The 26,610-nt window shown below is 63.5% G+C and carries 23 protein-coding genes; 13 read left to right on the forward strand and 10 right to left on the reverse strand.

What is annotated here, in order from left to right; all coding sequences use genetic code 11:
- Positions 1-395: 395 nt before the first annotated feature.
- Positions 396-758: a DUF2061 domain-containing protein gene (locus PG896_RS10085; protein ID WP_203762989.1), complete on the reverse strand. Its 363-nt coding sequence runs from the start codon at positions 756-758 to the stop codon at positions 396-398.
- Positions 759-937: 179 nt separating this feature from the next.
- Here PG896_RS10085 and PG896_RS10090 point away from each other — a divergent pair, with 179 nt between their 5' ends.
- Positions 938-1,159, forward strand: coding sequence for a hypothetical protein (locus PG896_RS10090; protein WP_201873092.1), 222 nt, complete (start codon positions 938-940; stop codon positions 1,157-1,159).
- Positions 1,160-1,272: 113 nt separating this feature from the next.
- Here PG896_RS10090 and PG896_RS10095 read toward each other — a convergent pair whose 3' ends face one another.
- Complete coding sequence (locus PG896_RS10095; protein WP_270835673.1) at positions 1,273-1,872, reverse strand: FMN-dependent NADH-azoreductase; 600 nt, start codon at positions 1,870-1,872, stop codon at positions 1,273-1,275.
- 109 nt (positions 1,873-1,981) lie between these two features.
- Between PG896_RS10095 and PG896_RS10100 the strand changes: the two genes are divergently transcribed.
- On the forward strand, positions 1,982-2,911 hold the full coding sequence (locus PG896_RS10100; protein ID WP_270835674.1) for a LysR family transcriptional regulator: 930 nt from the start codon (positions 1,982-1,984) through the stop codon (positions 2,909-2,911).
- Between the two features lie 50 nt (positions 2,912-2,961).
- Here the strand turns inward: PG896_RS10100 and PG896_RS10105 are convergent, their stop codons facing one another.
- From PG896_RS10105 to PG896_RS10115, 3 genes are read right to left on the reverse strand one after another with little or no spacing between them, the layout of a single operon-like run.
- A complete protein-coding gene (locus tag PG896_RS10105) occupies positions 2,962-3,816 on the reverse strand; it encodes a 23S rRNA (adenine(2030)-N(6))-methyltransferase RlmJ (RefSeq protein ID WP_042879855.1) in 855 nt (284 codons plus the stop codon).
- The gene (locus tag PG896_RS10110; protein WP_039040190.1) at positions 3,810-4,271 is read right to left on the reverse strand and encodes a DUF2390 domain-containing protein; all 462 of its coding nucleotides are present in this window, start codon (positions 4,269-4,271) and stop codon (positions 3,810-3,812) included. Before PG896_RS10110 ends, PG896_RS10105 begins: the two co-directional genes overlap by 7 nt.
- Positions 4,264-6,174, reverse strand: coding sequence for an ABC transporter ATP-binding protein (locus tag PG896_RS10115; protein ID WP_010675512.1), 1,911 nt, complete (start codon positions 6,172-6,174; stop codon positions 4,264-4,266). Before PG896_RS10115 ends, PG896_RS10110 begins: the two co-directional genes overlap by 8 nt.
- Positions 6,175-6,321: 147 nt before the next feature.
- Here PG896_RS10115 and PG896_RS10120 point away from each other — a divergent pair, with 147 nt between their 5' ends.
- The 3 genes from PG896_RS10120 (at position 6,322) to PG896_RS10130 (ending at position 9,441) form a co-directional block, all read left to right on the forward strand.
- Positions 6,322-6,732, forward strand: a complete 411-nt coding sequence (locus tag PG896_RS10120) for a CBS domain-containing protein (RefSeq protein ID WP_010675511.1) — start codon at positions 6,322-6,324, stop codon at positions 6,730-6,732.
- 328 nt (positions 6,733-7,060) lie between these two features.
- Positions 7,061-8,161: a porin gene (locus tag PG896_RS10125; protein ID WP_043156284.1), complete on the forward strand. Its 1,101-nt coding sequence runs from the start codon at positions 7,061-7,063 to the stop codon at positions 8,159-8,161.
- Positions 8,162-8,496: 335 nt separating this feature from the next.
- The gene (locus PG896_RS10130) at positions 8,497-9,441 is read left to right on the forward strand and encodes a chemotaxis protein CheV (protein WP_041212426.1); all 945 of its coding nucleotides are present in this window, start codon (positions 8,497-8,499) and stop codon (positions 9,439-9,441) included.
- Positions 9,442-9,746: 305 nt separating this feature from the next.
- On the opposite strand, the gene PG896_RS10135 is transcribed toward PG896_RS10130, so the two are convergent.
- The gene (locus tag PG896_RS10135; protein WP_039040186.1) at positions 9,747-10,355 is read right to left on the reverse strand and encodes an arylesterase; all 609 of its coding nucleotides are present in this window, start codon (positions 10,353-10,355) and stop codon (positions 9,747-9,749) included.
- Positions 10,356-10,412: 57 nt separating this feature from the next.
- Here PG896_RS10135 and PG896_RS10140 point away from each other — a divergent pair, with 57 nt between their 5' ends.
- Positions 10,413-11,123, forward strand: coding sequence for an ABC transporter ATP-binding protein (locus PG896_RS10140; RefSeq protein WP_042016058.1), 711 nt, complete (start codon positions 10,413-10,415; stop codon positions 11,121-11,123).
- Positions 11,124-11,187: 64 nt separating this feature from the next.
- On the forward strand, positions 11,188-13,629 hold the full coding sequence (locus tag PG896_RS10145; protein ID WP_201872626.1) for an ABC transporter permease: 2,442 nt from the start codon (positions 11,188-11,190) through the stop codon (positions 13,627-13,629).
- Between the two features lie 42 nt (positions 13,630-13,671).
- Here PG896_RS10145 and PG896_RS10150 read toward each other — a convergent pair whose 3' ends face one another.
- Positions 13,672-14,577 carry a TIGR01777 family oxidoreductase gene (locus PG896_RS10150; RefSeq protein WP_124812904.1) on the reverse strand — a complete coding sequence of 302 codons (906 nt, stop codon included), beginning with the start codon at positions 14,575-14,577 and terminating at the stop codon, positions 13,672-13,674.
- 245 nt (positions 14,578-14,822) lie between these two features.
- On the opposite strand from PG896_RS10150, the gene PG896_RS10155 reads away from it, so the two are divergent.
- Positions 14,823-16,364, forward strand: a complete 1,542-nt coding sequence (locus PG896_RS10155; RefSeq protein WP_201922247.1) for an EAL domain-containing protein — start codon at positions 14,823-14,825, stop codon at positions 16,362-16,364.
- A 63-nt stretch (positions 16,365-16,427) separates the two neighbouring features.
- On the opposite strand, the gene PG896_RS10160 is transcribed toward PG896_RS10155, so the two are convergent.
- Together PG896_RS10160 and PG896_RS10165 are read right to left on the reverse strand one after the other, a co-directional pair.
- Positions 16,428-17,609 (reverse strand): aminotransferase-like domain-containing protein, encoded by a 1,182-nt coding sequence (locus PG896_RS10160; protein ID WP_041212430.1) that lies wholly within the window; start codon positions 17,607-17,609, stop codon positions 16,428-16,430.
- Between the two features lie 199 nt (positions 17,610-17,808).
- The gene (locus PG896_RS10165) at positions 17,809-18,876 is read right to left on the reverse strand and encodes a M28 family metallopeptidase (RefSeq protein WP_124814375.1); all 1,068 of its coding nucleotides are present in this window, start codon (positions 18,874-18,876) and stop codon (positions 17,809-17,811) included.
- A gap of 260 nt (positions 18,877-19,136) precedes the next feature.
- On the opposite strand from PG896_RS10165, the gene trmB reads away from it, so the two are divergent.
- The 5 genes from trmB to PG896_RS10190 all read left to right on the forward strand — a co-directional run bounded on the left by trmB (position 19,137) and on the right by PG896_RS10190 (position 22,938).
- A complete protein-coding gene (gene trmB / locus PG896_RS10170) occupies positions 19,137-19,850 on the forward strand; it encodes a tRNA (guanosine(46)-N7)-methyltransferase TrmB (RefSeq protein WP_010675501.1) in 714 nt (237 codons plus the stop codon).
- A 26-nt stretch (positions 19,851-19,876) separates the two neighbouring features.
- Positions 19,877-20,209 (forward strand): YggL family protein, encoded by a 333-nt coding sequence (locus PG896_RS10175; RefSeq protein WP_039040181.1) that lies wholly within the window; start codon positions 19,877-19,879, stop codon positions 20,207-20,209.
- 96 nt (positions 20,210-20,305) lie between these two features.
- Positions 20,306-21,226 (forward strand): glutaminase B, encoded by a 921-nt coding sequence (gene glsB, locus PG896_RS10180; RefSeq protein ID WP_010675499.1) that lies wholly within the window; start codon positions 20,306-20,308, stop codon positions 21,224-21,226.
- 38 nt (positions 21,227-21,264) lie between these two features.
- A complete protein-coding gene (locus PG896_RS10185; protein WP_392389674.1) occupies positions 21,265-22,548 on the forward strand; it encodes a sulfurtransferase in 1,284 nt (427 codons plus the stop codon).
- 183 nt (positions 22,549-22,731) lie between these two features.
- Positions 22,732-22,938 (forward strand): YgdI/YgdR family lipoprotein, encoded by a 207-nt coding sequence (locus PG896_RS10190; protein ID WP_048207004.1) that lies wholly within the window; start codon positions 22,732-22,734, stop codon positions 22,936-22,938.
- Positions 22,939-22,993: 55 nt separating this feature from the next.
- On the opposite strand, the gene PG896_RS10195 is transcribed toward PG896_RS10190, so the two are convergent.
- Entirely contained in the window at positions 22,994-26,554 is a 3,561-nt protein-coding gene (locus PG896_RS10195; protein WP_201922242.1) for an ATP-binding cassette domain-containing protein, read from the reverse strand.
- Positions 26,555-26,610 lie beyond the last annotated feature (56 nt).

A 26,610-nucleotide genomic window follows, 5' to 3' on the forward strand; every position in this document is an offset into this window, starting at 1 on the left:
ATGACTCATGATGAACCCTTTTTCATGGCTCCAGATGACAAACATGATCTCATATCAGGGACTTGTTCGCACCTTCCTTAGCATGTTGTGGATGAGTCGCCGGTCGCCCCTTGCTGTGATCGGCAGGAGTTGGCAAGCCGATGACATGGCTACCGCCCCTGAATTTCAGCTTCCAGTCTGCTGCTTGGTAACCAACGGGGATGGCGGAGAGGGCTCATGGGTGACTCCGACGAGGCTTGGATTGCCATTCGGGTATGGTAGCGAGAGAGGGGCGCAGGGGAAGGGCGAGGTGATAAATGTTGGGGCGGGATCAACAAATTGGTCAGTACGGCAGGGAGTGGTCCCCTGGCCGGGGGAGAGAGGCTTGTTCAGGGGGAAGGGCAGTTGCCCCTCCCTCAGGCCAGAGCCAGCTGCTGGCGGCTGCGCCACAGCCGCTCGTGGAAGAAGAAGACGACGGTGTTGATGGCAGGTTCGATCAGTGCCATCACGCCGCCGGTGAGCAGCTCGCCACTCAGCAGGTAGGCGACACCGAAGGCCACCGAGAAGTGGACCAGGGCGAAGCTGCTGGTCTTGGCCTGCAGGCTGTGGTGGGGCTTGAGCTTGTGCCAGCCAAGGTCGTGGAAGTAGAAGGCGACCGTGTTCACGGCGGGCTCGATGAGGGCGATCAGGCTGGCGGTGAGCAGTTCGCCGGTCAGCAGGTAAGCCACGGTGAAGGCGACACAAAAGTGCAGGATGGCGAAGCTGATGGTCTTTTTCATGGTGGTGTCTCCTCTGGCGATGAAGGCAGTATCACCCAGAATTCCATCAAATGAAAATCATTCTCATCTATTGGCGAAATAGAAAATGCCTATCGACCAGGAAGGCACCACCAGATAGGGAGTTGCCCGGGACCGCAACGGCGCTAGAGTGTGCCTTTTTCCATGAAAAAGGAGCTTTCATGACCATCAACTCCAACCTGTTTGTTCTCTTCATGCTGCTGCTGATGATCGTCGTCGGCGTGGTGGCCTGGCGACTGGCCCGGCGCAAGAGCCGCCACCCGAGGCTTGTCACCTTCCTGTGCGTGCTGCTCTGCCTGGTGCCGCCCTTTGCCCTGCTGGCGCTGCTCATTCTGGCGCTCTGGCGGGACATGCCCGCAGGCGCCGATGCCAGGCAAGCCTAGTCTCTTCAGCCACCACTGCCGCAGTCATAGAAAAGCCCCTTGCGGGGCTTTTTTACTTGGAATGTCCCGCGTAGCAGGTGGCCGGTTGGAAGGGGCAAGATCGGGTGATGGCCCTACCTGCCGAGGCCAGCGATCCGAGCATGGGCTTCGCGCATTCCCTGTTCCGCCCCGTGGGGGCGCAGATCCATTCCCTCCGCGTAGACGAATTCCACCTCCGTGATGCCCATCAGGCCGAGCACGGATTGGAGGTAGGGGGTGACCGCATCCGTCGTCTGTCCTTGATGCACGCCGCCGCGGCTGCTGAACACCAGGGCGTTGACCCCCTCCACCAGCCCCATGGGGTAGGTGTCGGTGTAACGGAAAGTCACCCCGGCCCGTGCCACCAGATCGAACCAGTTCTTGAGGGGGGTCGGTACATTGAGGTTGTACATGGGGGCGCCGATCAGCAGCAGGTCGGCGGCCTTGAGTTCGGCAATCAGCCGATCCGACAGCGCCACCGCCTGCCGGATGGCCTCATTGGCAGGTTCAGCCCCCCGCAGGGCGTGAAACAACGGGCTGTCGAGGGCGGGCAAGTCGAGGGCGGTCAGGTCGCGCACCACTACCTGGTCCTGGTGGCCCTGCTCCCGGCGTGTTTGCAGGAAGTGCTTCATCAACTGGTTGGTGCGGGATGCGGGGCCGTTGAGGCTGGATTGCAGCAGCAGGATCTGGCTCATGAGGGGAACTCCATCTGAAACGTGTGAAGAATGAAGGGAGCTTACCAGTCATTTTTTTCCGCAGTGCTGATACTATTTCGCCATATTGGCTCCAAAAGGTATGCAATAGATGGCAAACACGCTCAACGGCATCGATCTCTTCGCCACCGTGGTGGAGGCGGGCAGCTTCGCCCAGGCGGCGGAGCGGCTCCACCTCACCCGCTCGGCGGTGGGCAAGGGGGTGGCGCGGCTGGAGCTGCGTCTCGGCGTGCAACTGTTTCATCGCACTACCCGCAGCCAGAGCCTGACCGAGGAGGGGGCGCTCTTCTATCGCCACTGCCTGCGGGCGCTGGAGGAGGTGCGTCTTGGGGAAACGGCGCTGGCCAGCAACAAGCTCACCCTCAACGGCAGATTGAAGGTCTCCATGCCGGTGCTGTTCGGCCAGCAGTGCGTGGCCCCCATTTTGCTGGCGCTGGCGAAGGCGTATCCCGGGTTGGCCCTGGAGCTGTCGTTCAGCGATCGCAAGGTGGATCTGGTGGAGGAGGGGGTGGATCTGGTGATCCGCAACGCAGAGCCGCCGGACAGCCTGGATCTGGCGGCACGCAGGCTCGGGGAGCACGGCATGACGCTTTGCGCCTCGCCCGCCTATCTGGCCGAGCGGGGGGAACCTGTGACCCTGGCTGAGCTACCGGATCATGAGTGCATTGCCTATCTGCGCCAGGGGCGGGTGCTGTCGTGGTGGTGGCAGGAGGCCGAGGCATGGCGCGAAGTCCAGCCCAGAGGGCGGTTGCAGATGGACGATCTCAACGCCATCACCCAGGCGGCCATCGCGGGCTTTGGTCTCGCCTGGCTGCCGACCTGGCTGGCGCGGCCCCACCTTGAGCGGGGCGAGCTGCGCGAGCTGCTGGCCCGGTTGCCGGGTCGGCGCTATCCCATCAACGCCCTCTGGCCCCATGGACCGCATCTGCCCCTCAAGACCCGGCTTGCCATCGACTGGCTGGCGAGCCGCCTGCCCGAGCAGCTGGCCAGCGTGAACGTGCCGGGTCATCAGCCCCAATGAAAAAGGGCCTGCTGTGACAGGCCCTTTTTCATTTTCTGTGGTTCCGAGGGTCAGGCCTCGGCCTTGTTCAGCCACTCCACCCTGTACTGGGCGCCGGCGCCTTGCGCCAGCTTGGCGCACAACGGCTTGAGGAAGGCTTCAATCTGCTCGTCCAGCATCCAGGGGGGGCTGACGATGAGCATGCCGGAGCCGTTCATGCCCCAATCGGCAGTCTGGCCGGCCACTTCCAGCTCCGCCACCAGGACGTTGCCGAAGTTCTCCCGCTTGATCGCTTTGAGCATGTCGCGGGACTTGTCCGCCTCTTGCCCGAGGATGGGATACCAGAGGGCGTAGATGCCGGTGGCCCAGCGCTTTTGCGCTTTTTTAAGGGTATCGACCACGGCGAAGTAATCTTCCTTGAGCTCATAGGGGGGATCGATCAGCACCAGACCACGGCGCGGGGTGGGGGGCAGCAGGGCCACCAGCCCCTCGAAGCCGTCGCGATGGTGGACGGCGACGCGGGGGTCGTACCCCATGTTGGCGCGAAGATCCTCCACCTCGTTGTTGTGCAGCTCCATCAGCGCCAGCTTGTCCTGATCGCGGATAAGGCGGCGGGAGAGCTCCGGCGAGCCGGGGTAGTAGTGCAGCTGGCCATCGCTGTTCATCTCCTCGATGACACCCAGATAGGGGGCCATGGCAGACCACTGGGCCCGCTCATCCCAGAGGCGTTTGATCCCGTCGGCGTATTCCGCTTTCTTCTGGGACCAGTCGCCGCGCAGGTCGTAGAGACCGCCACCGGCATGGGTGTCCAGCACGATGAAGGGTTTCTCCTTCTTCTTGAGGGACTCGATGATCAGGGCCTGGACGGCGTGTTTGAGCACGTCGGCGTGGTTGCCGGCGTGAAAGGCGTGGCGGTAGCTCAGCATATGAGATCTCTGAGGGGGCCCTGCTGGGCACCCAGTAACGATAGATAGTGAAACAGGTTGCGGCTGTCGCCGCGAAACAGGGCGAGGGTGCGCAGGGTCTGCAGCAAGACCCCCTGTTGCAGCCGCTCCAGCTCCAGTTCGTGGGCCAGCATGGTCTGGTACTCCTCGGCCCCCACCCGTGACTTGGCCTGCTGGCGCAGGGTGCGCCAGGGGAGCAGCACCGCCTCGGTCTGTACCAGGGCCGGTTGCAAGTCCGTGAGGTCGACCGGGATCCGGAGCAGGTCGAGGTGGTGCAGCAGGAGTGCCAGGTTGACGTTGCCCCCCATGCTTTGCACGTGGAGCCAGTCCTGGCTGCGCTGGCCATAGGCGCCTGTGCTCCATGTCCAGAACTCGGAAGGGGTGGGCAGGGCGTCGGGGCTGACCCGCTCGCTGGCCATCAAGGCTTCATCACGCAAAGAAGGCCTGCTCCATGGTTTCCAGCTCTTCAGAGAGGCTCATCCACTCCAGCTCGACGTGCTCCAGCTCCTCCTTGAGGGGGCCCTGGGACTTGAGCAGCTCGGAGAGCTTGCCCTTGGCGCTCTCTTCATAGATGGCGGGATCGGCGAGCTGCTCTTCCACCGCGGCCAGCTTGGCCTGCAGCTTCTCCATGCTGGTTTCGAGCTTCTCGAGCTTCTGGCGCAGCGGCCGGGTCGCTTGCCGGAACTGGGCCTCAAGGCGCTTCTGATCCTTGCGCGCCACCGCCGAGTTGGCGGAGACAGTGCCATCTGCCGGCTTGGCATTGGCCTCTTTCTCCTGCTCGCCGAGCCACTTGTGGTAGTCGTCGAGATCCCCATCGAAGGGCTCGACCCGGCCGCCGTGGACCAGATAGAAGTCATCCGTGGTGGTGCGCAGCAGGTGACGGTCGTGAGAGACCACCACCATGGCCCCTTCGAACCCTTGCAGGGCCATGGTCAGGGCGTGGCGCATCTCCAGATCCAGGTGGTTGGTCGGTTCATCCAGCAGCAGCAGGTTGGGCTTTTGCCAGGTGATGAGGGCCAGCACCAGCCGCGCTTTCTCACCGCCGGAGAAGGGGGCCACCTTGTCGAGTACCTTGTCGCCGTGAAAACCGAAGCTGCCGAGGTAGTTGCGAAGCTCCTGCTCGGTCTTGTCCGGCGCGAGGCGCACCAGGTGATCGAGGGGGCTGTCATCAAGGCGCAGAGTCTCGAGCTGATGCTGGGCGAAGTAGCCGATACTCACCCCGGCGCTCACCTCCAGCTTGCCGGAGAGGGGCGGGTTGGAGCCCGACAGCATCTTGATGAAGGTGGACTTGCCCGCGCCGTTGCGACCGAGCAGGCCGATGCGCGAGCCCGGCACCAGGTTGAGCTTGATCTTCTCCAGGATCACCTTGTCGCCGTAACCGGCGCTGAGGTTCTCCATGGCGATGAGCGGGGTCGGCAGAGCGGAGGGCTCGCGAAACTCGAAGCTGAACTCGGAGTCGGCGTGGGCGGGCAGGATCTTCTCCATCCGCTCCATGGCTTTGAGCCGGCTTTGGGCCTGACGGGCCTTGGAGGCCTTGTAGCGGAAGCGGTCCACATAGGATTGCATGTGGGCCATCTCCCGCTGCTGCTTCTCGTACATGGACTGCTGCTGGGCCAGGTGCTCGGCCCGTTGCAGTTCGAAGTCGGAGTAGCCGCCGCTGTATTCGTTGAGCTTGCCGTTCTCGATATGGATGATGCGATTCACCACGGAATCGAGGAAGTCGCGGTCGTGAGAAATGAGCACCAGCGTGCCCTGATAGCCCTTGAGCCACTTCTCCAGCCAGATGACGGCGTCCAGATCCAGGTGGTTGGTCGGTTCATCCAGCAGCAGCAGATCGGAGCGGCAGAGCAGCGCCTGGGCCAGGTTCAGGCGCATGCGCCAGCCACCGGAGAAGCTTCTGACCGGCGAGTCGAGCTGATCGCCGCCAAAACCCAGACCGTGCAGCAGCTCGGCGGCGCGGGCGCGAATGCTGTAGGCACCTATGGTATCGAGCTTGCCGTGCAGCTCGGCCACCAGCAGACCGTTGTCATCCGCCTCGGCCCGGGCGAGCTCGGCCTCCAGGGCGCGGAACTCCTTGTCGCCGTCGATCACGTACTCCAGGGCGGAGCAGTCCAGCGCCGGGGTCTCCTGGGCCACGCCGGCAATCTGCCAGCCGGCGGGCAGGCTGAAGCTGCCGTTGTCGATGGCCAGCTCGCCCCGCACCAGCGCAAAGAAGGTGGACTTGCCACAGCCGTTCTTGCCCACCAGGCCCACCTTGTGGCCGGGGTGTATGGTGGCGGACGCGTTGTCCAGCAGCGTGCGGCCGCCGCGGATCAGTTCGATTTGACTGGCAACTATCATGGATGGGTCTGCTTGGCTCGATTGAAGGAGAGAAACTGGCGCGGATCTTACGTGAAATGACACAAATTTGCACTTGAGGGCGGGGGGGATGGCTGCCGCCGGAAAAACGTGTCATAACAGAGACATCTGGGGGGCAGGAGGCTGACCATGTTGATTAAAGAGATCATGACGACCCGGGTCGCGACCGTTTCCATGGATGACAGGCTGAGCGTCATCAAGGAGATCTTCGAGCAGGCCCATTTCCGCCACCTTCTGGTGGTGGAAGAAGAGGAGCTGGTGGGGGTCATCTCGGACCGGGATCTGCTGCGTGCCATCAGCCCCTATCTGGACACGGATGCCGAGATGAACCGGGACACCGAGACCCTCAACCGGCGCGCCCACCAGATCATGAGCCGTGAACCCATCACCGTCTCCCCCGAACGCTCCCTGAAAGAGGCCGCCGGCCTCATGCTGGAGCACCAGATCTCCTGTCTGCCTGTGCTGGAGAACGGCGCCCTGGTGGGCATAGTGAGCTGGAAGGACCTGCTGAGGGTCATGCGCGGCTGGCAGCCGGTCTGACGGGGCGGGGAAGGTGTGCGGGGAGCCCGTGTCGCCCGGCAGGGCTTCCCAGCTTCTCGCCTTGTTGAAGGATTAAACTGCATTTATCCCGCTTTATAGATCACTTGTATTGCTATATTGATTTTCTTGGTCATAAGTTCCGCAAAAATTATTTCGCGTGACACTATGTGTCGCGGCGTCAGCTCGAATTGACGCTTTTATAATTAATCGTTCGCCGCTTCAGTTCCCATCAAGGTTTCCGGATCTACCTTAGGCCATCGGCACATCAACCGATCATCACGACCGAACTCTGGTCTGACAGAGAGTGCTTACACCTGAGGAAAGAACAATGAAAAAGACAGCATTGACGATGGCCATCTCCAGCCTGCTGCTGGCCGGTGGTGCACAGGCCGCCAACGTTTACGATCAGAATGGTACCAAACTGGACATCGGCGGCCGCGTCAACGGCATGTACTACGGCACCGATGACAATGCCACCGAAGGCGATGCCAGCTACCTGCGTCTGCACATCGCAGGTGAAACCAAGGTTGACGAGGATCTGACCGCGTTCGGCTTCGCCGAGTACAACCTGCCGGTCTCCGGTTCTGACAACGACGAGCTGCGTTACGCCTATGCGGGCATCAAGCACGATCGCTTCGGTGCCTTCAGCTACGGTCGCCAGGACGGTCTGTTCACCAAGGCGGTGAACAACTACACCGACGTGCTGCCGGAGTGGGGTGGTGATGGTCTGGGCAAGGACACCGAGGTGTTCGGCACCGGTCGTACCAACGGCCTGGCCCAGTACATGTACAACTGGCAGGGGCTGACCCTGGGTGCCCAGTTCACCGGCAACAACGACCCGCAGAACGCGAGCCGCAGCGAGCGCGTCGGCCCGAACAGCACCTGGAGCCCGAAAGGTTCTTCCGAGGGGTATGCTCTCTCTGCCAACTATGACTTCAACATGGGCCTGAGCCTGGGTGCTGCCTACAACCAGGCAGGCAAGACCGACGAGCAGGCCGAGAACGTGAGCTTCGGCGGCGACAGCGACGCCAAGCTGTTCGGGGTGGGCGCCAAGTACGCCGTCGGCAACCTCTACATGGCTGCCACCTACTCCCACGGTGAAGATCACCTCTTCGTGGACACCGGCTCCCTGCGCGGTTACGCCGAGAAGATGGATGGCTACGAAGCGGTCGTGCAGTACAACATCACGCCGAAGTTCAAGCCCTCCCTGGCCTACCTGCGTACCGACGTGAAGGACAGCGCTCACGGCATCGATGACACCGCGACCGAATACGTCTCCGTGGGTGCCTGGTACAACTTCACCGACAACTTCAATGCCTACGTGGACTACAAGATCAACCTGCTGGACGAAGTGGGTTCCACCGGCAAGAACAGCCTGAACAAGTCCACCGACGACATCGTCGCTGTGGCCCTGCAGTACAACTTCTAAGTCGTCCCGGACGCACTGCACATCCCAGGACCGGCCCATGTGGCCGGTCTTTTTGTTGCTGGCGGACCGCGCTGGATGACAAGAGCGGCACGCCGGGGTTCAGCAATGGCCCTGTGTGGTCGATACCCTTGTTGTCGGGGCCGGTGCGTGGCTGTGCTTGCCATGAGGCAGTGATGGGGCGATGATCACGCCCCGTGGTCAAGATCCTATCTTTCCTCGACGCTTTTCATTATTTCTATATAGGCTTGCGTTGTCCCGACAGGGAAAGCGGGGCTGGTTGGCATGTCGCAGCTCCGGTGCGGGGCAATTTCGGGAAATGGACGTAAGGGCGTTATATGGCGAGCATATTGGATTCAGTGGATCAACGTACCCAGCTTGTAGGGGAGAATCGCCTGGAACTGCTGATGTTCCGTTTGGGTGCCCAGCAACTGTTTGCGATCAACGTCTTCAAGGTGCGGGAAGTGGTCAAGCTGCCTCATCTGAACAAGATGCCGGGGTCCCACCACAACATCAGCGGTGTTGCCAACATTCGCGGCGTCTCCATCCCCGTCATCAACCTGCGCGGTGCCATCGGGATGCGTCCCATGGCCATCGATCAGGAGTCCAACCTCATCATCACCGAGTACAACCGCACCATTCAGGGATTCCTGGTGGGGCAGGTGGCCCACATCGTCAACATGACCTGGAAGGACATACTGCCGCCGCCCCGTTCGGCGGGTCGTGCCAACTACCTCACCGCCATTACCCGCATCCCGGAAGGGGGCGTCGACCAGATCGTCGAGATCATCGACGTGGAGAAGGTGCTGGCGGAGATCATCACCTATGACGTGCGTATCTCGTCCGAGGTGCTGGACGAGGAGATCCTGCCCCAGATGCAGGGACGCCGGGTGCTCATCGTCGATGACTCCAGCACGGCCCGCAACCAGGTGCGCGAGACTCTCGCCCAGCTCGGGCTCGAGGTCATCGAGTGCCAGGACGGCTTGCAGGCCCTCAAGCTGCTCAAGGGGTGGTGCGATGCGGGCAAGAAGGTGACCGACGAGATCATGCTGATGATCACGGACGCCGAGATGCCGGAGATGGATGGCTATCGCCTGACTCACGAGGTGCGCAGCGATCCGCGCATGTCCGATCTCTTCATCACCCTGAATACTTCTCTGAGCGGCAACTTCAACGAGGCCATGGTCAAGAAGGTGGGGTGTGATCGCTTCATCTCCAAATTCCAGCCCGACTTGCTGGTGGACGTGGCCCAGCAGCGGATGCGGCAGATCCTGGGCCGTTGAACCCGGCACGCCGAACCATGAAAAAGCCTCCGCCATGCGGGCAATGCTGTTCACTTAAGAGAATTTGAGTTCCAGTCCACGTAGTATCAGGACAAAAAATCGAGGGAGGCATGATGCCTCCCTCTTTCTATTGCAAGCCCCGCTGGATAAAGGCTGGAGGAAGATCGACTGGACACAGCCTTGCCCCCTCAACTCAAATCCAATTTATGAATAATCAGTCAAAAAAGTGCTTATCTGAACAGCATTGCCGCCATGCGGGGGCTTTTTGCTGGGCAAGGGGAAGGGCCATGGGCCCGGCCACCGGGCTACTGAGTCAGCAGAGGCTCGACAAAGCGGGCGACCTTGTCGCGGATCCGGGGCTGGGCGGCGGCCGTCGGGTGCAGTCCATCGTTCATCATGAGTTCAGGGCGCAGCACAATATCATCCAGAAAGAAGGGCATCAGCGGCAGGTCGTTGGCCTTGGCAAGATCCGGGAAGATCTGCTCGAACTGTTGCAGATAGCGCGCCCCATAGTTGCGGGGCAGCAGGATCTGGGTCAGCACCGTCTTCGCCTGGTGCGCCCGGGTGAGCTCGATCATCTTGGTCAGGTTGGCCCGGGTGATGGCGGGAGCAAATCCCCGCAGCCCGTCGTTGGCGCCGAGTTCGATCAACACCCAGTCCGGTTTGTGGGTTTCGAGCAGGGCGGGCAGGCGAGCCAGGCCGCCCTGGGTCGTTTCACCGCTGATGCTGGCATTGATGAGGGTGTGTTCTCCCCCCTGCTGCTGCCACTTTTCATTGAGCAGGGCAGGCCAGCTCTGTTCGGCCTGCATCTGGTAGCCGGCACTCAGGCTGTCGCCCAGTACCAGCAGGGTCTGGGCCTGGACGGACGCTGCCCAGCAGCACAGGCAACTCACGGCAAACAAGAGACGCATCATGCAGTCAACTCCCACGTTCTATTGTCATTACAGGTTCAGGCAAACAGGATACCCAAGATGAGTTCAACGCCCATTATCGCCGTCAGGGGGCTCGGAAAAACCGTTCGCCTCGGTCAGGAAAGCCTCACCATCCTTGAAGGGATCGATCTGCAAGTCAATACCGGCGAGACGCTGGCGCTGGTCGGTGCGTCCGGTTCCGGCAAGTCCACCCTGCTCGGTTTGCTGGCCGGTCTCGATCTGCCGAGCAGCGGCGAGATAGAGATCCTCGGCCACTCCCTCACCCGGCTGGACGAGGAGGGACGCGCCAGGCTGCGGGCCGAGCAGGTGGGGTTCGTGTTCCAGTCGTTCCTGCTGCTGCCCACCCTGAGCGCCCTGGAGAACGTCATGTTGCCGGCCGAGCTGCGGGGGGAGACCGACAGCGAGCCCCGTGCCCGGGAGCTGCTGGCCCAGGTCGGTCTGGGAGAGCGGTTGCACCACCTGCCGCCGCGCCTCTCCGGCGGCGAGCAGCAGCGGGTCGCCATTGCCCGTGCCTTCATGACCCGCCCCAGCCTGCTGCTGGCGGACGAGCCCACCGGCAACCTCGACAGCAAGACCGGGGAGACGGTGATCGAACTGCTGTTTCGTCTCAACCGCGAGCACAACACCACCCTGGTGGTGGTGACCCATGACCATGAGCTGGCCCAGCGCTGCCAGCGGCAGCTGGTGATGTCAGCCGGGCGGCTGGAGGCACAGGCTGTCATGGCGGCCAGGGTGGGAGAGCTGTCATGAGTCAGTGGAGACAGAGCTGCACCAGGGGATCGCTGGCAGCAGCATGGACGGTGAGGGAGGCGTCATGAGTCAGTGGCGACTGGGATTGAAGCTGCTGCGCCGGGAAGGGTTCAGTGGCGAGCTGCGCTGGTTTGTGCTGGCGCTGGCGCTGAGCGTCGCCTGCGTGCTCAGCGTGGCTCTGGTGGCGGATCGGCTGGATGCGGGGCTCAAGGCCTCCGGGCGGGATTTCATCGGAGGGGACAGGGTGCTGCGCTCCGCGACGCCGGCACCGGCAGAGTGGCTGGCGCAGGCGCATCAGGAGGGGCTTGCCGTGCAGACCACGGTCAGCTTCAACAGCATGCTGTTTCACGGCGATACCCTGCAACTGGCCTCCATCCGCGCCGTGCCCGGGGATTTTCCCTTCTACGGCAAGCTGGAGCTCACTCCCCAGCGCGCCCCGGCGCCCGGCGAGATCTGGCTCTCCGCCAGGGTGATGCAGCTGCTCGGCGCCAAGGTGGGGGAGGTACTCGAGGTCGGCAACACTCGGCTGACGGTGGCTGGGGAGTTGGGCCAGGAGCCGGATCAGGGGTTCAGTCCCTTCCAGATGGCGCCAAGGGCCTTGATCCACAGCGCCGATATCGAGGCGACCGGGGCCCTGCTGCCGGGCAGTCGCCAGCAGTGGCGCTATCTCGTCAAGGGGCCCCGCGACGCCATCGCCCGCTATGAGGCCTGGCTCAACCCCAGGCTGAGCGCCGGGCAGAAGCTCGTCAAACCCGACGATCAGGGTACCCAGGTGGGGAAATCCCTGGGCAATGCCGAGCGCTTCTTCCGTCTGGCATCCCTTGCCGGCGTGCTGCTCGGCGCCCTGGCCATGGGGATAGCGGTGCGCCATTTCGCCGAGCGCCAGACCAACATGGTGGCCCTGCTCAAGACCCTGGGGGCCTCACGGCGCACCCTGTGGCAACTGATGGGCACCCTGCTGTTCTCCCTGACCCTGGTGGGGGCCCTGATGGGGCTGGTGGCGGGCAGCGCCATGCAGTGGCTGACCCTGAACCTGCTGGGGGAGCTGCTGCCTGCGGATCTGCCGCCCCCCTCCTGGCGACCCTTCGCCCTGGGCCTCGCGGTCGCCTTCTTCATCACCCTGATGCTGGCGTTCGTTCCCTTCCTGAGGCTGCTCAAGGTACCGCCGCTGCGGGTGCTGCGCCGGGAACTGGAGGCGGGGATCCCCCCCTGGCTGACGGTGCCCGTGGGGCTCATCGGGCTGTTTGCCCTGGTGTGGGGCTTTACCGCCGACATCAGGCTGGCCTGCGGGCTCATCGGTGGCATGGGGGTGTTGATGGCGCTGCTGGCCCTGCTCGCCTCCGTGCTGCTGCGTCTTGGCAGTCGGCTCAAGGGGCCCCATGCCCTGCGCCTGGCCATCAATCACCTCTCCCGGGAGCGGGGCAGTGGTCTGTTCCAGTTGGCGGGCTTCGCCCTGGCCCTGATGCTGTTCGGGCTGCTGTGGGCGGCGCGGGTCGATCTGCTGGAGGATTTTTCCACCCGGTTGCCTGCCGATGCCCCGAACCGCTTTCTGGTCAATGTGGCGGACAGCGAGCGGGAAGGGATCCTGGCCGATTTGCACCAGGCCGGGGCCATCACCTCGGACTTCTACCCCATGGTGCGCGGGCGCCTGACCCGTATCGCCGGTGAGGCGGTGGGGGAGGATGCGGCGCGGGAGGGGGTGGACAGAGAGCTCAACTTCACCACCACATCGGCCCTGCCCGCCGACAACAAGGTCACTGCCGGTCAATGGCTGGCCGGCAAGGGGGAGGTCTCCGTCGACGAGGCACTGGCGGGACGGCTCGGCATCGCGCTCGGCGACGTGCTCGGCTTCACCATAGAGGGGCAGGCGTTCGAGGCCAGGGTGACCAGCCTGAGGTCCATCAAGTGGGACAACATGAGGCCGAACTTCTACATGATCTTCTCGCCGGATGTGTTGGCCCCCTTCTCCCAGACCTGGCTCGGCAGCTATCGTCTGCCGCCTGAGGGGCGAGGGGCAGAGGTGGAACTCATCCGCCGCCACCCCACGGTGAGCCTCATCGATGTGGAGGATCTGATAGGCCGCCTCACCCTGGTCTCCGATCAGGTGAGCCGCGCCCTGGGGTTGATGCTCGGGCTGGTGACGGTGGCCGCCCTGCTGGTGCTGCTGACCCAGACCCAGGCCGGCATGGCCCATCGGCGCCGGGAGCTGCTGCTGATGCGCACCTTGGGGGCGGGCAGCGCCCTGCTCGAGAAGATGCTGCGCTGGGAGCTGGTGGCGAGCGGTGCCCTGGCAGGGCTCTGCGCCGCCATGGTGGTGGAGCTCTGCTCCTTCGGTCTGCAGTGGTGGTGGGAGGGGGCGCAGTGGCAGTTCCACTGGGCCATCTGGGCTGCACTCCCCCTGCTTGGGGCCGTGCTGGTGACCCTGGCCGGACAGGGCATGCGCCGCCAACTGCTGGCGGGTACCCTGAGCGACCGGCTCAGGGGACTGGGGCAGGGGCTGCTCTGATGGCTCGACACATCCCGACCTTGGTCGGGATGTGTCATTGGGTCAACGGGGTGAGTGCAGCAGATTGTCCAGAGCGCCGGGCAGGGCCGGGAAGCTGAAGTGAAAACCGGCCTGCTGCAAGCGGGCGGGCAGCACGTGCTGTCCGGTGAGCAGCAGATCCGCCGCCTCTCCCATCAGGAGTCGCAGGAGGGGGGCCGGTACGAAGAAGAGGTGCGGGCGATGGAGCGTGGCGGCCAGGGTCTCGCTGAACCGGCGATTGCTGACCGGTTGCGGGGCCGTGCCGTTGAAGATGCCGTCACACTCGCCGTGCTCGACGAGAAACAGCATGGCCCGCACCAGATCCTGCACGTGGATCCAGCTCATCATCTGGGTGCCGCTGCCCATGGGGCCGCCGAGGCCCAGGCGGTAAGGGGGCAGCATCCTGGGCAAGGCGCCCCCCTCCATGCCGAGTACCAGGCCGATGCGCAGGATGCAGACCCGGGTCTGGGCCGAGCGGGCCTGCTGGGCAAGCTGCTCCCACTGCTGACAGAGACGGTGGGTGAATTCGTCGTGAGGGCTCTGGCATGTTTCATCCAGAGGGGCGTCATCCTGGCGGCCATACCAGCCGATGGCGGAGGCATTGAGCAGCAATCTGGGGGGCGTGCTGGAGAGTTTGACGAGATCCACCAGCTGTTCGGTCAGCAGCCAGCGGCTGTTGCAGAGCAACTGCTTGCGGGACTCGCTCCAGCGTCCGGCGGCGATGGGTTCGCCGGCCAGGTTGATGACGATGTCCACGTCATTGAGGTGATCCAGCCTGTCCAGACTGTCCAGCAGGGTGACATCGTGGCCGAGCAGCTCGTAGGCCCGGCTGCCCTGGCGGGTCAGCACGACTACTTCGTGCGCCACCTTGAGGTGTGCCACCAGACGGCGGCCGATAAACCCCGTGCCCCCCGTGATCAGTATCTTCATGTCCTGCCTCCCTGACGCTCTAGGGTCTACTCTAGAGCCTGGGTGCCCGATGGACAAGCTCCTGTTTTTATGAGCATTATGATTTTTGTCTCCCAAGACGCCGCCCCCTTTGTCCACGGGGTTGCCGGGCGTTGCGACCACGGGGGGCGCCGTGGCGCGGCGGTATCAGGGGCTCATTCCGGCTTGCCAAACGGGCGCCAGCGGGTAAACTCGAGCGCTTTTTCGCCATGTTCATGAGGGCCGTTATGCCATTTCGACGTTTGAAGGTGCGTCAATTCTATGTCCGGCTGCTCTGTGCCTTGCTGGCCGGTCTGTTGCCCATGCTCCTTGGGCTCGTCATCGTCATCTGGCAGACCGCCACCGGTGTGAAACAGGATGCGGTGGCGCGCCTGGAACATGCCAGGGTCATGTTCGACCGCACTCTGGACAATGCCCAGTTGGCGGCGTCGGCCCTCACCGGCAGCCTGGGCAGGCCCTGTCTCGAGGTGGTGCAGGGGCTCAGGGATCAGGTGGCCACGGTGCCGGATGTGCGTAGCGTCAACCTGGCCAGGGGGGATCGGATCTACTGCTCTTCCCTCTATGGCCCGGTCGATGGCGGCATCAAACTGGATGACTATGTCGGGGGCAGGCTCGACCTGATGAAGGGCAACCCGGTCACCCCGAATCGTCCCCTCATCGCCTACCGGGAAGAGGTGGGCGAGTTCAGCGTGCTGGTAGGGGTCGACGGCTACTACCTGCTCAACATCCTGGACATGCTGAGCCGCAACTCCCCACTGGGGTTGGTGGTCGGCAACGAGATGCTGCTGCGAAACAGCGAGCTCACCGACAAGCTGATCCCCAAGGACCGCAATGGCTATCTCGAACAGGTCTCGACCAGGTACCCGTTCAAGGTAGTGACCACGGTGTCGGTGGATGAGTACCGTGCCCACATCTGGGACTACTCCAAGGTGGGCGTCATTATTTATCCTCTGCTGAGCCTGCTGCTCGGGATGGCGGTCTTCTGGCTGATGGGCCGTTCGACTTCGCCGGCCCAGGAGCTGAAACGGGCACTCTCCCAGCAGGAGTTCATCCCCTATCTGCAACCTGTGGTGAACGGGGAGGACGGCCAATGGAGCGGTTGCGAGGTGCTGATGCGCTGGCAACACCCCCGTCAGGGGATGATCTCGCCGGATCGCTTCATTCCCCTGGCAGAGGACAGTGGTCTCATCGTGCCCATGACCCGGCTGCTGATGGCGCAGGTGCGCGAACAGTTTGCGGGCAAGGCGCACCATCTGCCGCGAGGGTTCCACTTCGGCTTCAACATCAGCGCCAGCCACTGCAAGGATCTGAGCCTGGTGGAAGATTGCCGGGATTTCATCAACGCCTTCAAGGGGAATCCCATCAAGCTGGTGCTGGAGCTGACCGAGCGCGAGCTCATCGTGGCGGACGAGACGACGGACCGGCTCTTTGCCGAGCTGCATGCCCTCGGGGTCTTCATCGCCATCGACGATTTCGGCACCGGCCACTCCAGCCTGACCTACCTGCAGACCTTCCAGGTCGACTTCCTCAAGATCGATCAGAGCTTCGTCGGCATGATTGGGTCGGACGCGCTCTCCAGCCACATCGTGGAGAACGTCATCGATCTGGCGACCCGGCTCGGTCTGCAACTGGTGGCGGAAGGGGTGGAGAATCAGGTGCAGGCCGACTATCTGAAGGCCCGCGAGGTGACCTTCCTGCAGGGCTACCTGTTTGGCAGGCCCATGCCCATGAAGGAGTTTGTCAGCCAACTGGCAGCACAGGGGCGCTGAGGGGCAAGCGCGAGGCAAAAAAAACCAGCGACCGGGTCGCTGGTTTTTTTATGGCCGGATGGCTCAGAGCATGCGGGCCAGGGCGCGGCACAGACGCTGAACACCCTCTTCCGTGGTCGCCTCATCCACACAGGAGAAGCTCAGGCGCAGGGTGTTCTGGATTTCGGGGCGCACATAGAAGGGAGCGCCGGGCACGAAGGCAACCTTCTCCTTGATGGCCTCGTCGAACAGGGCCATGGCACTGACGCTGGGCGGCAGGGTCAGCCAGAGGAACATGCCCCCTTCGGGACGGGTGTAGCTGACGCCGGGCGGACAGTGGCGGGCGAGGGCGGCTTCCATGGCGGCACGCTGGCGACCATAGACCTCCTTGATCTTCTCCAGGTGAGCGTCGAGGGAGTTGTCGGTCAGGAAGCGGTGCAGCACCTGCTGGCTGAAGGCGTTGCTGTGCAGGTCGGTGGCCTGCTTGGCGATGGTGACCTTCTTGCGCAGCCAGTCCGGCACCACCATCCAGCCCAGGCGGAAGGCGGGTACCACCGTCTTGGAGAAGGACCCGAGCAGTACGGTGTTGTGGGGGGCCAGCTTGGCGATGGGGGGCAGGTGCTCCCCTTCGAAGCGCAGCTCGCCGTAGGGGTCGTCTTCCACCATCAGCAGATCGTGGCGCACCAGGCGCTCCGCCAGGGCTTCCCGGTTGGCGCGGCTGTAGGATACACCACTCGGGTTCTGGAAGTTGGGCACGCCGTAGAGCAGCCTGGCGCTGGAGCCCTGCTCCAGCAGCGCATCCAGCGCGGCCAGATCCAGCCCCTCTTCCGCCAGGGTGATGGGCTTGAAATTCGGTTGATAGACGGAGAACGCCTGGATGGCGCCAAGGTAGCCCGGCTCTTCGATGATGAGATCCTGCCCCTCGTTCACCAGCACCTTGCCCAGCAGATCCAGCGCCTGCTGGGAGCCGCTGGTGATGAGGATGTTGTCAGGATTGACGGTCATGCCGTGGCGGCTCAGGTAGCGGTCGGCGATGAACTGGCGCAGCGGGGCAAAGCCCTCGGTGGTGGCGTATTGCAGCGCGGCGGCTCCCTGCTCGCGCAGCACGTCCTGGCACGCTTGCTCGATGGCCTTGACCGGGAACAGATGAGGGTTGGGCAGGCCGCCGGCGAAGGAGATGATCTCCGGATTGGCGGCAACTTTGAGGATTTCGCGGATAAAGGAAGGCTCGACCTTCTCGAAGCGCTGGGCAAAAAACGGCTGCATAGGGTTCTCTCTGACTAGGTGGCGGTCGCTCCATTCAACCGCCAGGTTATCCGTTTGTATCAGATTTCAGAAATGAGGCAATGGCTGTCACAAAAATCCATAAAAAAGGGCAGGTTTGGCACCTGCCCGAATTTTATCGTCCCGACCCCGGTCAGGGGCGCAAAAACCCCTGTCAGGGGGGCATCGGGCGGGATGGGGGTCAGAGCCCCGGCGTCTTGAGGAAGCGGATCATCAGGTCGGTATTGGCCCCGAGCTGCTGCTCAATCCGGCCCGGGAAGAGCTCGGCCATCTTGTCGAGGCGATCATGCTCCGTGTGCCAGATCTTGCCCCACTGGGTCTCGCTGTCCCGGTCGCAGGCGCTCTTGGTGGCGTCGTCGTAGCAGTCCCACAGCGCCGGATTGGTGCTTTGGGAGTAGCCGTCATAGCCATCTTCCCCGTTGATGGTGAAGTTGGTGGCCTCCACGTAGGCGATGGGCACCCCCAGGCAGGCAAAGGGGGCATGATCGGACCAGCTGCCGGTCTCCCCTTCCGGGTAGCCGCTGTAGCTGGGGTGGATGGCGAACGGGGTGGCGGTCTGCTGGGAGATGGCCAGCAGGCGATCGCGCACCTTGGGATCGAAGCTGTAGCGGCTCGGGTCGGTGCAGTTGTACTCGGCCACGTCGGAGTGGGCCGAGTGGACATAGACGATGTCACCCCCGGCGATGGTGTCGTAGTTCACCATGGCCAGCAGCTTGGCGACGGCATCGGTGTCGAGACTGGCGGCATAGGCTTTGGATCCGTTGAGGCCGTTCTCCTCGGCGCCGAAGAAGGCGAAACGCACCGTGTAGGGCAGGGTCTCTCCCTTGAGTGCCTCGGCAACCGCCAGCAGGGCGGCGACGCCAGCCCCGTTGTCGGTGGCGCCTTCGGATCCTTTCTTCTCGCCGGTGCTGTCATAGTGGGCACCGATGAGGATCACCCTGTCGCTCTGACCCTTGAGCTCGGCGACGATGTTCTGGGAGGTGCGTTCGGTGCCGCCCCGGGTGTAGGTGAACGGCTGGTTCTGCACCTCGTAGCCCCAACCGGCCAGGTGATCCTGGATCCAGGCGGCGGCGCGGGTTTCGGCCTCGGTGCCTGTGGGACGAGCGCCTATCCCTTCTGCGCCAGAGCTCAGTTGCACCAGAAATTCATGGGCCTGAGCTGCGGGGGCAGGGGGTTGGGAGTCGTTGTCAGAGGGGTTGCAACCGGCCAGCAGGGCAGGCAGGACGAGGGCCAAGAGGGTTTTCTTCATACTGCAATCCTTTGTTGTATATGGTTTTATTTTTCCGCGTCAGGATGAACCTGACGTCCGGCAGATTCTGTGAAGGGGGTGGCATTTGTCAACCTTGTCGGTGGATGTGGGCAGTCCCGGGGGATTTGTTGTGGGAAACACTTGCGCCTTGTGCCTATCTTGGGATAATTCGCTCCCCTGTTTTTGCGAACTGATGCAATAACGAGCGATCCATTTATGTCGGCTCTGTTCCAGAGCGATGCAATAACGAGCAATTTACTATGTCTGTGACCCAAGATGTGTTTAACGAAGACGGCAAGTTCATGCGCAAGATCCGCAGCTTCGTCCGTCGCGAAGGCCGCCTGACCAAAGGGCAGGAGAAGGCCCTGGAAGAGCTCTGGCCGGTCATGGGCATCGATTTCGCACCAGAGCCGCTCGACATGGTGGCCCTGTTTGGCCGCGAGGCACCCGTGGTGCTGGAGATCGGGTTCGGCATGGGCGCCTCCCTGGTGGAGATGGCCAAGAACGCCCCCGAGAAGAACTTCATCGGCATCGAGGTGCACTCTCCGGGTGTAGGCGCCTGCCTTGGCACCGCCCAGGAGGCGGGCGTCACCAACCTGCGCGTCATCTGCCACGATGCGGTGGAAGTGCTGGAGCACATGATCCCGAACGGTTCTCTCTCCTGCCTGCAGCTCTTCTTCCCAGACCCCTGGCACAAGAGCCGCCACCACAAGCGTCGCATCGTGCAGCCTGCCTTTGCCCAGGATATCCGCCAGAAGCTTGCCATCGGTGGCGTCTTCCACATGGCCACCGACTGGGAGAACTACGCCGAGCACATGCTGGAGGTGATGAGTGCCGCCGAGGGGTACGAGAACACCTCCGCCACCGGCAACTGGGTGCCCCGTCCCGACTGGCGCCCCCTGACCAAATTCGAGCAGCGTGGCCATCGTCTGGGCCACGGTGTCTGGGATCTGATTTTCAAACGAGTCAACTGAGTCAACGTATCAACTAAGGAGCTATCATGGCCAACCGTAGCCGCCGTCTGCGTAAGAAACTGCGCGTCGATGAATTCCAGGAAATGGGGTTCGACATCAGTTTCAACTTCCCGGTCGGCACCGCCGAAGAGACCATTGATGCCGTGGTCGATGCGCTGATCGACGAGGTGATTGAGCCTCGCAAGCTGGCCTTCGCCGGCTCGGGTCACCTGGCCTGGGAAGGGATGATCTGCACCCAGCAGCTCGGCAAGTGCACCGACGAAGACCGTTCCGCCGTTCAGACCTGGCTGCAAGGCAAAGGGCTGGAGGCCGTGGTGGTCACCGAGCTGTTCGATCTCTGGTACGGCGAGCCGGCCTGATATCTGACTGCCTCCCGGGCAGATAGAAAATCCCGCCGCCGGCGGGATTTTTGTCGGTGGGCTGGCCCCGCCTCGTTTCACGTCATGGAATAGCCAATGGTGTTGTCATCCGAATTACTGGCCGGCATCCTGGAAGAGGTGCGTCCGCTGCTCGGGCAGGGGAAGGTGGCCGATTACATTCCCGCCCTGGCCCAGGTGCCTGCCGACCGGCTGGGGATCGCGGTCTGTACCGTTGAAGGGGAATTGTTCACCGCAGGTGACGCTTTCGAGCCCTTCTCCATCCAGAGTATCTCCAAGGCCCTGAGCCTCACGCTGGCCTTGACCCTCTATCAGGAGGAGGAGATCTGGGCTCGGGTGGGCAAGGAGCCCTCCGGTCAGCCGTTCAACTCCCTCGTCCAGCTGGAGTTCGAGCAGGGCATTCCCCGCAACCCCTTTATCAACGCCGGTGCCCTGGTGGTGAGCGATCTGCTGGAAACCCGGCTCACCGCTCCTCGCCAACGCACTCTGGAGCTGGTACGCCGCCTGTGCGGCAACCCGGCCATCATGGCGGATCAGGTGGTGGCGCGCTCCGAGTACCAGCACTCCGCCCGCAATGCCGCCATCGCTTATCTGATGAAGGCCTATGGCAACTTCGAGAACGAGGTGGACAAAGTATTGCAGAGCTACTTCAATGCCTGCGCCATCCGCATGAGCTGCGTCGATCTGGCACGAGCCTTCGTCTATCTGGCCAACCGGGGCGTCCCTCTTGGCGAGAGCACGCCCCTGCTGCCAGCCCGGACCACCAAGCAGGTCAATGCCCTGCTCGCCACCTGCGGCCTCTATGACGAGGCGGGCGACTTCGCCTACCGGGTCGGCATGCCGGGGAAATCCGGGGTGGGGGGCGGCATCATGGCGCTGATCCCGGGAGAGCTTTCCATCTGCGTCTGGTCACCCGAGCTCAACAAGGCGGGCAACTCCCTGGCCGGGACGGCGGCGCTGGAGCTGCTGGCCGAGCGCCTGGGCCGCTCCATTTTTTAACTCTCTTCACTATGCATCGAGACGACATCATGAAACGAATGACTGGACTGTGGCGAAGCGGCCTGACCGCCTTGCTGCTCTGGTGTGCCTGGCCCGCCCTGGCCGCCGAGCTGCCCCCTCTCTCCCTGGCCGATGCCAAGGGGAAGGAGGCGGTGATCCTGGATACCCGCCCGAGCTATTTCTATCAGGGCTGGCCCATGGACGGGGAGAAGCAGGGGGGCCATGTGGCCGGTGCCGAGCTGCTCTCCGCAGAGTGGAAATACAGTGACGAGGAGTGGCCTGCGGCACTCGCGAGCAAGGGGTTGAAGGCCGACAAACCCGTCGCCCTCTATGGGACCCCTCGCGAGGTGGCCGAGGTGGCCCGTCTGCTGCGCCAGCAGGGCATCAAGCAGCTGTTCGAGCTGCAGGGATGGAAAGAGGCGCCCCGGGAGCACCTGGCACGCTGGAAGCAGCTGGTCCATCCGCTCTGGCTGGCGGACTTGCAGGCAGGCAAACCGGTCATCGCCGCCCCCAAGGGGGAGTGGAAGGTGTTCGAGGTGGACTGGGGATCCCCCAAGGCCTATCTGCTGAGCCACATTCCGGGAGCCGGCTACATCGACACCAACCGGCTGGAAGGGGAGCCGCTGTGGAACAAGGTCTCTGACGAGGCGCTCAAGGCGCTGCTGCTGGAGAACGGCATCCGTCATGACACCACCGTCATCCTCTATGGCCGCAACACCATGGCGGCGGCCCGTGCGGCCCATCTGATGATGTATGCGGGGGTCGAGGATGTGCGACTGCTGGATGGCGGGCTGGAGGCCTGGTTCGTGCAGCATCTGCGCACCGAGACCGGGCTGGCCAACAAGTTCACCCCGGCCAAGGAGTTTGGCGTGGCCATCCCCGCCCGTCCCGAGTACTACACCACCCTTGACCAGGCCAAGGCCCTGCTCAAGCAGCCGGACGGCGCCCTGGTCAGCGTGCGCACCTGGGACGAGTTCGTGGGCAATACCTCGGGCTACAGCTACATCAAGCCCAAGGGGGACATTCCCGGGGCCAGATGGGGTCATGGCGGGGTGGATGCCAACAGCATGAGCGACTTCCACAACCCGGACGGCACCATGAAGCCCGCCCGCGAGATCCTTGCCATGTGGGATGAGTGGAATATCGAGCCGACCCAGCAGGCCGCTTTCTACTGCGGCACCGGCTGGCGCGCCTCCGAGGCGTTCTTCTACGCCTGGTTGATGGACTGGAAGCGGATCAGCGTCTACGATGGCGGATGGTTCGAGTGGAGCATGGATCCGGCCAATCCCACCGTCACCGGCGAGCGCAAGCCGGGCAAGTAACTAATAATCCAGAGCAGGCCGGACAGATGTCCGGTCTTTCTTTTCTTGATAGATCATTTTCAATGGCTATAGCAGGTGGATTCTTTCTGTGAATCCTGTTGCTGCAATCAAGGTAAACGGGCCATCCGGTTGAGCTAGGCTTCACCTATCACCGCCAGGGTGAGCGTGAAGAAGGGGAGAGTGATGAAAGCTGTGATGATGCTGGTTTGTCTGTTGGGATTGGCGGGGTGTAGCTCCCAATACATCATGAGCACCAAGGATGGCAAGATGATTGCCACCGACAGCAAACCCAGGTTGGACGAGAGCACTGGCATGTATCGCTATTACGATGAAGAGGGGCGGGAGGTGCATATCAACAAGGACGACATCACCCAGATCATGGAGCGTTGAGGCTCTTTGCAAGCAACAAGGGCTGCCCGCGGGCAGCCCTTGTTATTGTTGGTGCTCATGCCGTCTGGGGCACCTGACGGTTGACCTGGCCGGCAAAAAGCTGGTGGAAGCGGGAGTGGGAGTTGGCCAGCAGGCTCACCGGCGAACCCTGCTCCACCACGGTGCCGGCCTCCATCACCACCACCTTGTCCACCGACAAGAGCGGTTCCAGATGGTGGGCGATCACCAGATAGCTGGCCTCCGGCCGGTAGCGGTAGAGCAGCTCCGCCATCTTGCGCATGCCGCCGTGATCGAGGTCCGAGGTGGCCTCGTCCAGCACGATGAGCGGGCGGCGCGACAGCAGGATGCGGGCGATCACCAGCAACTGGGTCTCGCCAGCGGAGAGTTGCAGCCTGTCGAGATCCTCGTCCAGCCGTCCGGCGCAGCGCTCGGCCAGCCCCACCCGGGCAAGCGCCTGCTCAAGCATGGCGTCCTCATGCTCGGTCAGGGGCGCCAGGTTGGCCCGCAGAGTACCGAAGAAGGTGAGCGGGATCTGGGAGACGGTATCGTAGAGATCGCGCACCGCCTCCGGTGCAAGTCGTGACAGTGGCTGATTGCCGTAGAAGATCTCCCCCTGGGAGGCGGGATACATGGCCTGCAATACCCCCAGCAGGGAGCTTTTGCCTGCCCCGGTACGCCCGCACACACCCACCTTTTCACCTGGGGCCAGCTCGAAGTTCACCCTGTGCAGTGCCCACTGGCTGGTCTGGGGGTAGCGCAGCCCTAGGTTGTCGAAGCGCACTGCGGGGTGAGGGGTGGCGAGTGCCTCTCCCTCCTGGCGCTCGCTCTCTATTTCGCTGTATTCACGCACCCGCTCTACCGCGTTCATCACCTGTTCCACTTCGGCAAAGGTGCGGATGAGGGAGTTGAGCATGGCGGAAGCGGTAAAGGCATAGGTGATGGCAACAGCCCCCAGCAGCGGGCTGTTGCCAAAGGCCACCATGAGTGCCACGGCCCCCACCAGGGCGGCGGAGAGCAGGGTCTGGTGCATGCCGAGCCAGCGGTTGATGGAGGTGGTGGTGTACCAGCTGCGCAGGTTGTTGTCATAGTGGTGCAGCACCTGGTCCAGCGCGAAACGCTCGACCCCTGCCAGGCGCAGGGCGGGGGCGCCGCGGATGGTCTCGCTGATGCTGATGTAGAGCGGGGAGCGCAGCACCGAGGACTGGCGCCGCAGCTTGAGTTGCACCGCCCGGTAGCGGCGCTGCAACACATAGAGCGCCCATCCCACCAGGGGGGCGATGAGCAGCAGCAGGGGAATATTGATGCCGATCACCACCACCTGCAAGGCCACGGACACCAGCATGCCGAACAGTCCCACCAGCATGGAGAGCAGCATCTCTTGCGCCTCCCCCAGATCCCGGTCGAAGCGGTTGAGGATGCGCCCCTGGGGCACCTTGTCGAAGAAGGCCATGGGGGCGCGGCTGATGCGCCCCAGCATGCCGTCAAACAGGGTCCAGGCCAGCTTGAGGCCGAGTTTGTAGTTGATGACTCGCACCGCCATGATGCAGGCGAGGGAGCCCGCCCCCAGCAGCACATAGATGCCGAGCAGGGTCGTGACGTCGCTCACCTCGGCCTTGCCGCCGAGCCAGAGATCCGAGGCGATGCGCAGCCCCTCCTGGCCCAGGGTGAGCAGCAGGACGAGCAGGATGGCTCCGGGGGCGGCGAGGCGCTGCCACATGAAGCCAAACAGCCCCCAGTCCACCTTGCCCTCCACCACTTTCTCCTCGCTGAACTGCTCCGCCTCCTGAGGGGGCACCGGCGGGGCGGGCTGGGGATGCTGGACAAGATCCGCCAACTGGTGGGCATCGAGCTCCACCAGGCGCCCCTGCTCGATGCGGATCACCCGATCGCACCTGGCCAGCACATCCGGGTCGTGGCTCACCAGCAGCCGGGTCGGCCCCGGCTTGAAGGCGAGCCCCTGCTCCAGTACCTGGGCCGCGACCATGGGGTCGAGCGCAGACAAGGGGTTGTCCAGCAGCAGGATATCGGCCCGGGCGTAGAGGGCGCGAGCCAGGGCGACCCGCTGCTGCTGGCCGCCGGAGAGGCGGGTGCCGAGCTCCCCCACCAGGGTTTGATCCCCGTGGCTGAGCAGCGCGAGATCGGCCGTGAGGGCGCAGGCGCCGAGCACCCAGCGATAGCGCTCGGCGTGCCAGGGCTGGCCGAACAGGATGTTGTTGCGGATGGTGTCGTTCATCAGCCAGGGCTTGTGGCCCAGATGGGCAACCCGGCCGTGGCGACGGATGCTGCCGGCAAACTCGCTGTCAAAGCCAGCAACCAGATGCAGCAGGCAGCTCTTGCCCGCCCCGGTGGCCCCGGTGATCCCCACGAGCTCCCCCGGTGCGATGGCGAGGTTGGCTCCCTCGAGCACCGGTTTTTGCTGGTGCAGGGCACTGACGCCTTCCAGGTGGAGGGCCCCCGCTGGCAGGGCGGGATCATCGAGTTCCCGGTGCTGCTCCGGGCTGTTCAGGAACTCGCACAGCCGGTTGAAGCCGGTGTTGAAGTTGATCAGGGTGCGGATGAGGTAGGGCAGTCGCATCATGGGGATGCGCAGCACGGTAAACAGGGCGATGGTGGTGAACACCTGGGGCAGGGTGAGGGTGTTGCCCGACGCCAGGTAGGTGGTGAAGGTGGCCAGGGTCACCAGCAGGGGAGTGCTCAGCATCAGCCCTTCGTTGATGGCATCGAGCCTGAGCACCCGGCCCAGCACCCCCAATTCCTGCTGGCGCTTGGTGTTGGCCGCCCGGGTAAAGAAGGGGCCAAGCCCGTTCTGGCGTACCAGCCTCAGCTTCTTGATGTATTCCGCCAGGATGCCGTTGCGCTCATCCTGCTGGCGCTTGAGCTGCTGCTCCTGCTGGTTCATGCGCCGTACTACCCGGGTGGAGATGAGCAGCAGCAGGGCCAGCACCGCGAAGCCCACCAGACCGGCACTGCCCACCTGCCACACCAGCAGGGCGATGGTGCCGATGAGTTGCAGCGCCATGGTGATCGGCATGGCGGGGTCCGCAAGAATCCAAGTAATGTCCCACACGTCCCGGTTGATGAGGTTCTGAACCCGGCCGCCGGCCCTGTCGTCGAAGCTCTTGCCACCCTGCTTCATCACCTTGGCGAGCAGGGATTCGGCCAGCAGACGGCGGATGGGCACGTGCATCTTGAGGGCCAGTTGCAAGGAGTGCTCCGCCAGCATGCCGGCGGCGAGCACGGAGGCGAACAGGGCCAGGGCCAGCAGCAGCTTGTGGCCGGTGGTGGCATCGGTGCCGAGCTGGGTCATGCTGTGATTGAGCAGCCAGGGGCTGGTCAGGGTGGCGAGCATACCGAGCAGTTGCAGCAGGGTGAGCAGGCCAATCCGTCCCTTGTAATGGCGCCAGATAAAGGCGGTCAGGGGCCAGGGGTGCACCGGCTGGCGGGCGGTGAGCGCGAGGAAGGCGTCGGCGCGGCCGTCGCGCCTGTCTTCCGGCAGCAGGGGATAGAGATCGTCGAGACTGACCTGGGGCTGGGTCAGCCCCTTGCGCAGCAGCGGGCCGGTCCAGCGATAGAAGAGGCGACTCAGCCAGCCGGCCGAGATTTCCGGATGATCCAATGGGTGTCCTTGTTGTTTTGTGTTGCTTCCATGGGCGGGGCGGCTCATGGGCCGCC

Source organism: Aeromonas sp. QDB30, assembly GCF_027707645.1.
Lineage (GTDB): Bacteria > Pseudomonadota > Gammaproteobacteria > Enterobacterales > Aeromonadaceae > Aeromonas > Aeromonas caviae.

Coding starts and splice junctions, on each gene's coding strand:
- PG896_RS10150 (WP_124812904.1), bottom strand. CDS start 14,577: ATGAAGATACTGATCACGGGGGGCACGGGGTTTATCGGCCGCCGTCTG.
- PG896_RS10135 (WP_039040186.1), bottom strand. CDS start 10,355: ATGATGCGTCTCTTGTTTGCCGTGAGTTGCCTGTGCTGCTGGGCAGCG.
- PG896_RS10140 (WP_042016058.1), top strand. CDS start 10,413: ATGAGTTCAACGCCCATTATCGCCGTCAGGGGGCTCGGAAAAACCGTT.
- PG896_RS10175 (WP_039040181.1), top strand. CDS start 19,877: ATGGCCAACCGTAGCCGCCGTCTGCGTAAGAAACTGCGCGTCGATGAA.
- glsB (WP_010675499.1), top strand. CDS start 20,306: ATGGTGTTGTCATCCGAATTACTGGCCGGCATCCTGGAAGAGGTGCGT.
- PG896_RS10090 (WP_201873092.1), top strand. CDS start 938: ATGACCATCAACTCCAACCTGTTTGTTCTCTTCATGCTGCTGCTGATG.
- PG896_RS10120 (WP_010675511.1), top strand. CDS start 6,322: ATGTTGATTAAAGAGATCATGACGACCCGGGTCGCGACCGTTTCCATG.
- PG896_RS10165 (WP_124814375.1), bottom strand. CDS start 18,876: ATGAAGAAAACCCTCTTGGCCCTCGTCCTGCCTGCCCTGCTGGCCGGT.
- PG896_RS10160 (WP_041212430.1), bottom strand. CDS start 17,609: ATGCAGCCGTTTTTTGCCCAGCGCTTCGAGAAGGTCGAGCCTTCCTTT.
- PG896_RS10155 (WP_201922247.1), top strand. CDS start 14,823: ATGCCATTTCGACGTTTGAAGGTGCGTCAATTCTATGTCCGGCTGCTC.
- PG896_RS10125 (WP_043156284.1), top strand. CDS start 7,061: ATGAAAAAGACAGCATTGACGATGGCCATCTCCAGCCTGCTGCTGGCC.
- PG896_RS10105 (WP_042879855.1), bottom strand. CDS start 3,816: ATGCTGAGCTACCGCCACGCCTTTCACGCCGGCAACCACGCCGACGTG.
- PG896_RS10115 (WP_010675512.1), bottom strand. CDS start 6,174: ATGATAGTTGCCAGTCAAATCGAACTGATCCGCGGCGGCCGCACGCTG.
- PG896_RS10185 (WP_392389674.1), top strand. CDS start 21,265: ATGACTGGACTGTGGCGAAGCGGCCTGACCGCCTTGCTGCTCTGGTGT.
- PG896_RS10085 (WP_203762989.1), bottom strand. CDS start 758: ATGAAAAAGACCATCAGCTTCGCCATCCTGCACTTTTGTGTCGCCTTC.
- PG896_RS10145 (WP_201872626.1), top strand. CDS start 11,188: ATGAGTCAGTGGCGACTGGGATTGAAGCTGCTGCGCCGGGAAGGGTTC.
- PG896_RS10130 (WP_041212426.1), top strand. CDS start 8,497: ATGGCGAGCATATTGGATTCAGTGGATCAACGTACCCAGCTTGTAGGG.
- PG896_RS10100 (WP_270835674.1), top strand. CDS start 1,982: ATGGCAAACACGCTCAACGGCATCGATCTCTTCGCCACCGTGGTGGAG.
- trmB (WP_010675501.1), top strand. CDS start 19,137: ATGTCTGTGACCCAAGATGTGTTTAACGAAGACGGCAAGTTCATGCGC.
- PG896_RS10095 (WP_270835673.1), bottom strand. CDS start 1,872: ATGAGCCAGATCCTGCTGCTGCAATCCAGCCTCAACGGCCCCGCATCC.
- PG896_RS10190 (WP_048207004.1), top strand. CDS start 22,732: ATGAAAGCTGTGATGATGCTGGTTTGTCTGTTGGGATTGGCGGGGTGT.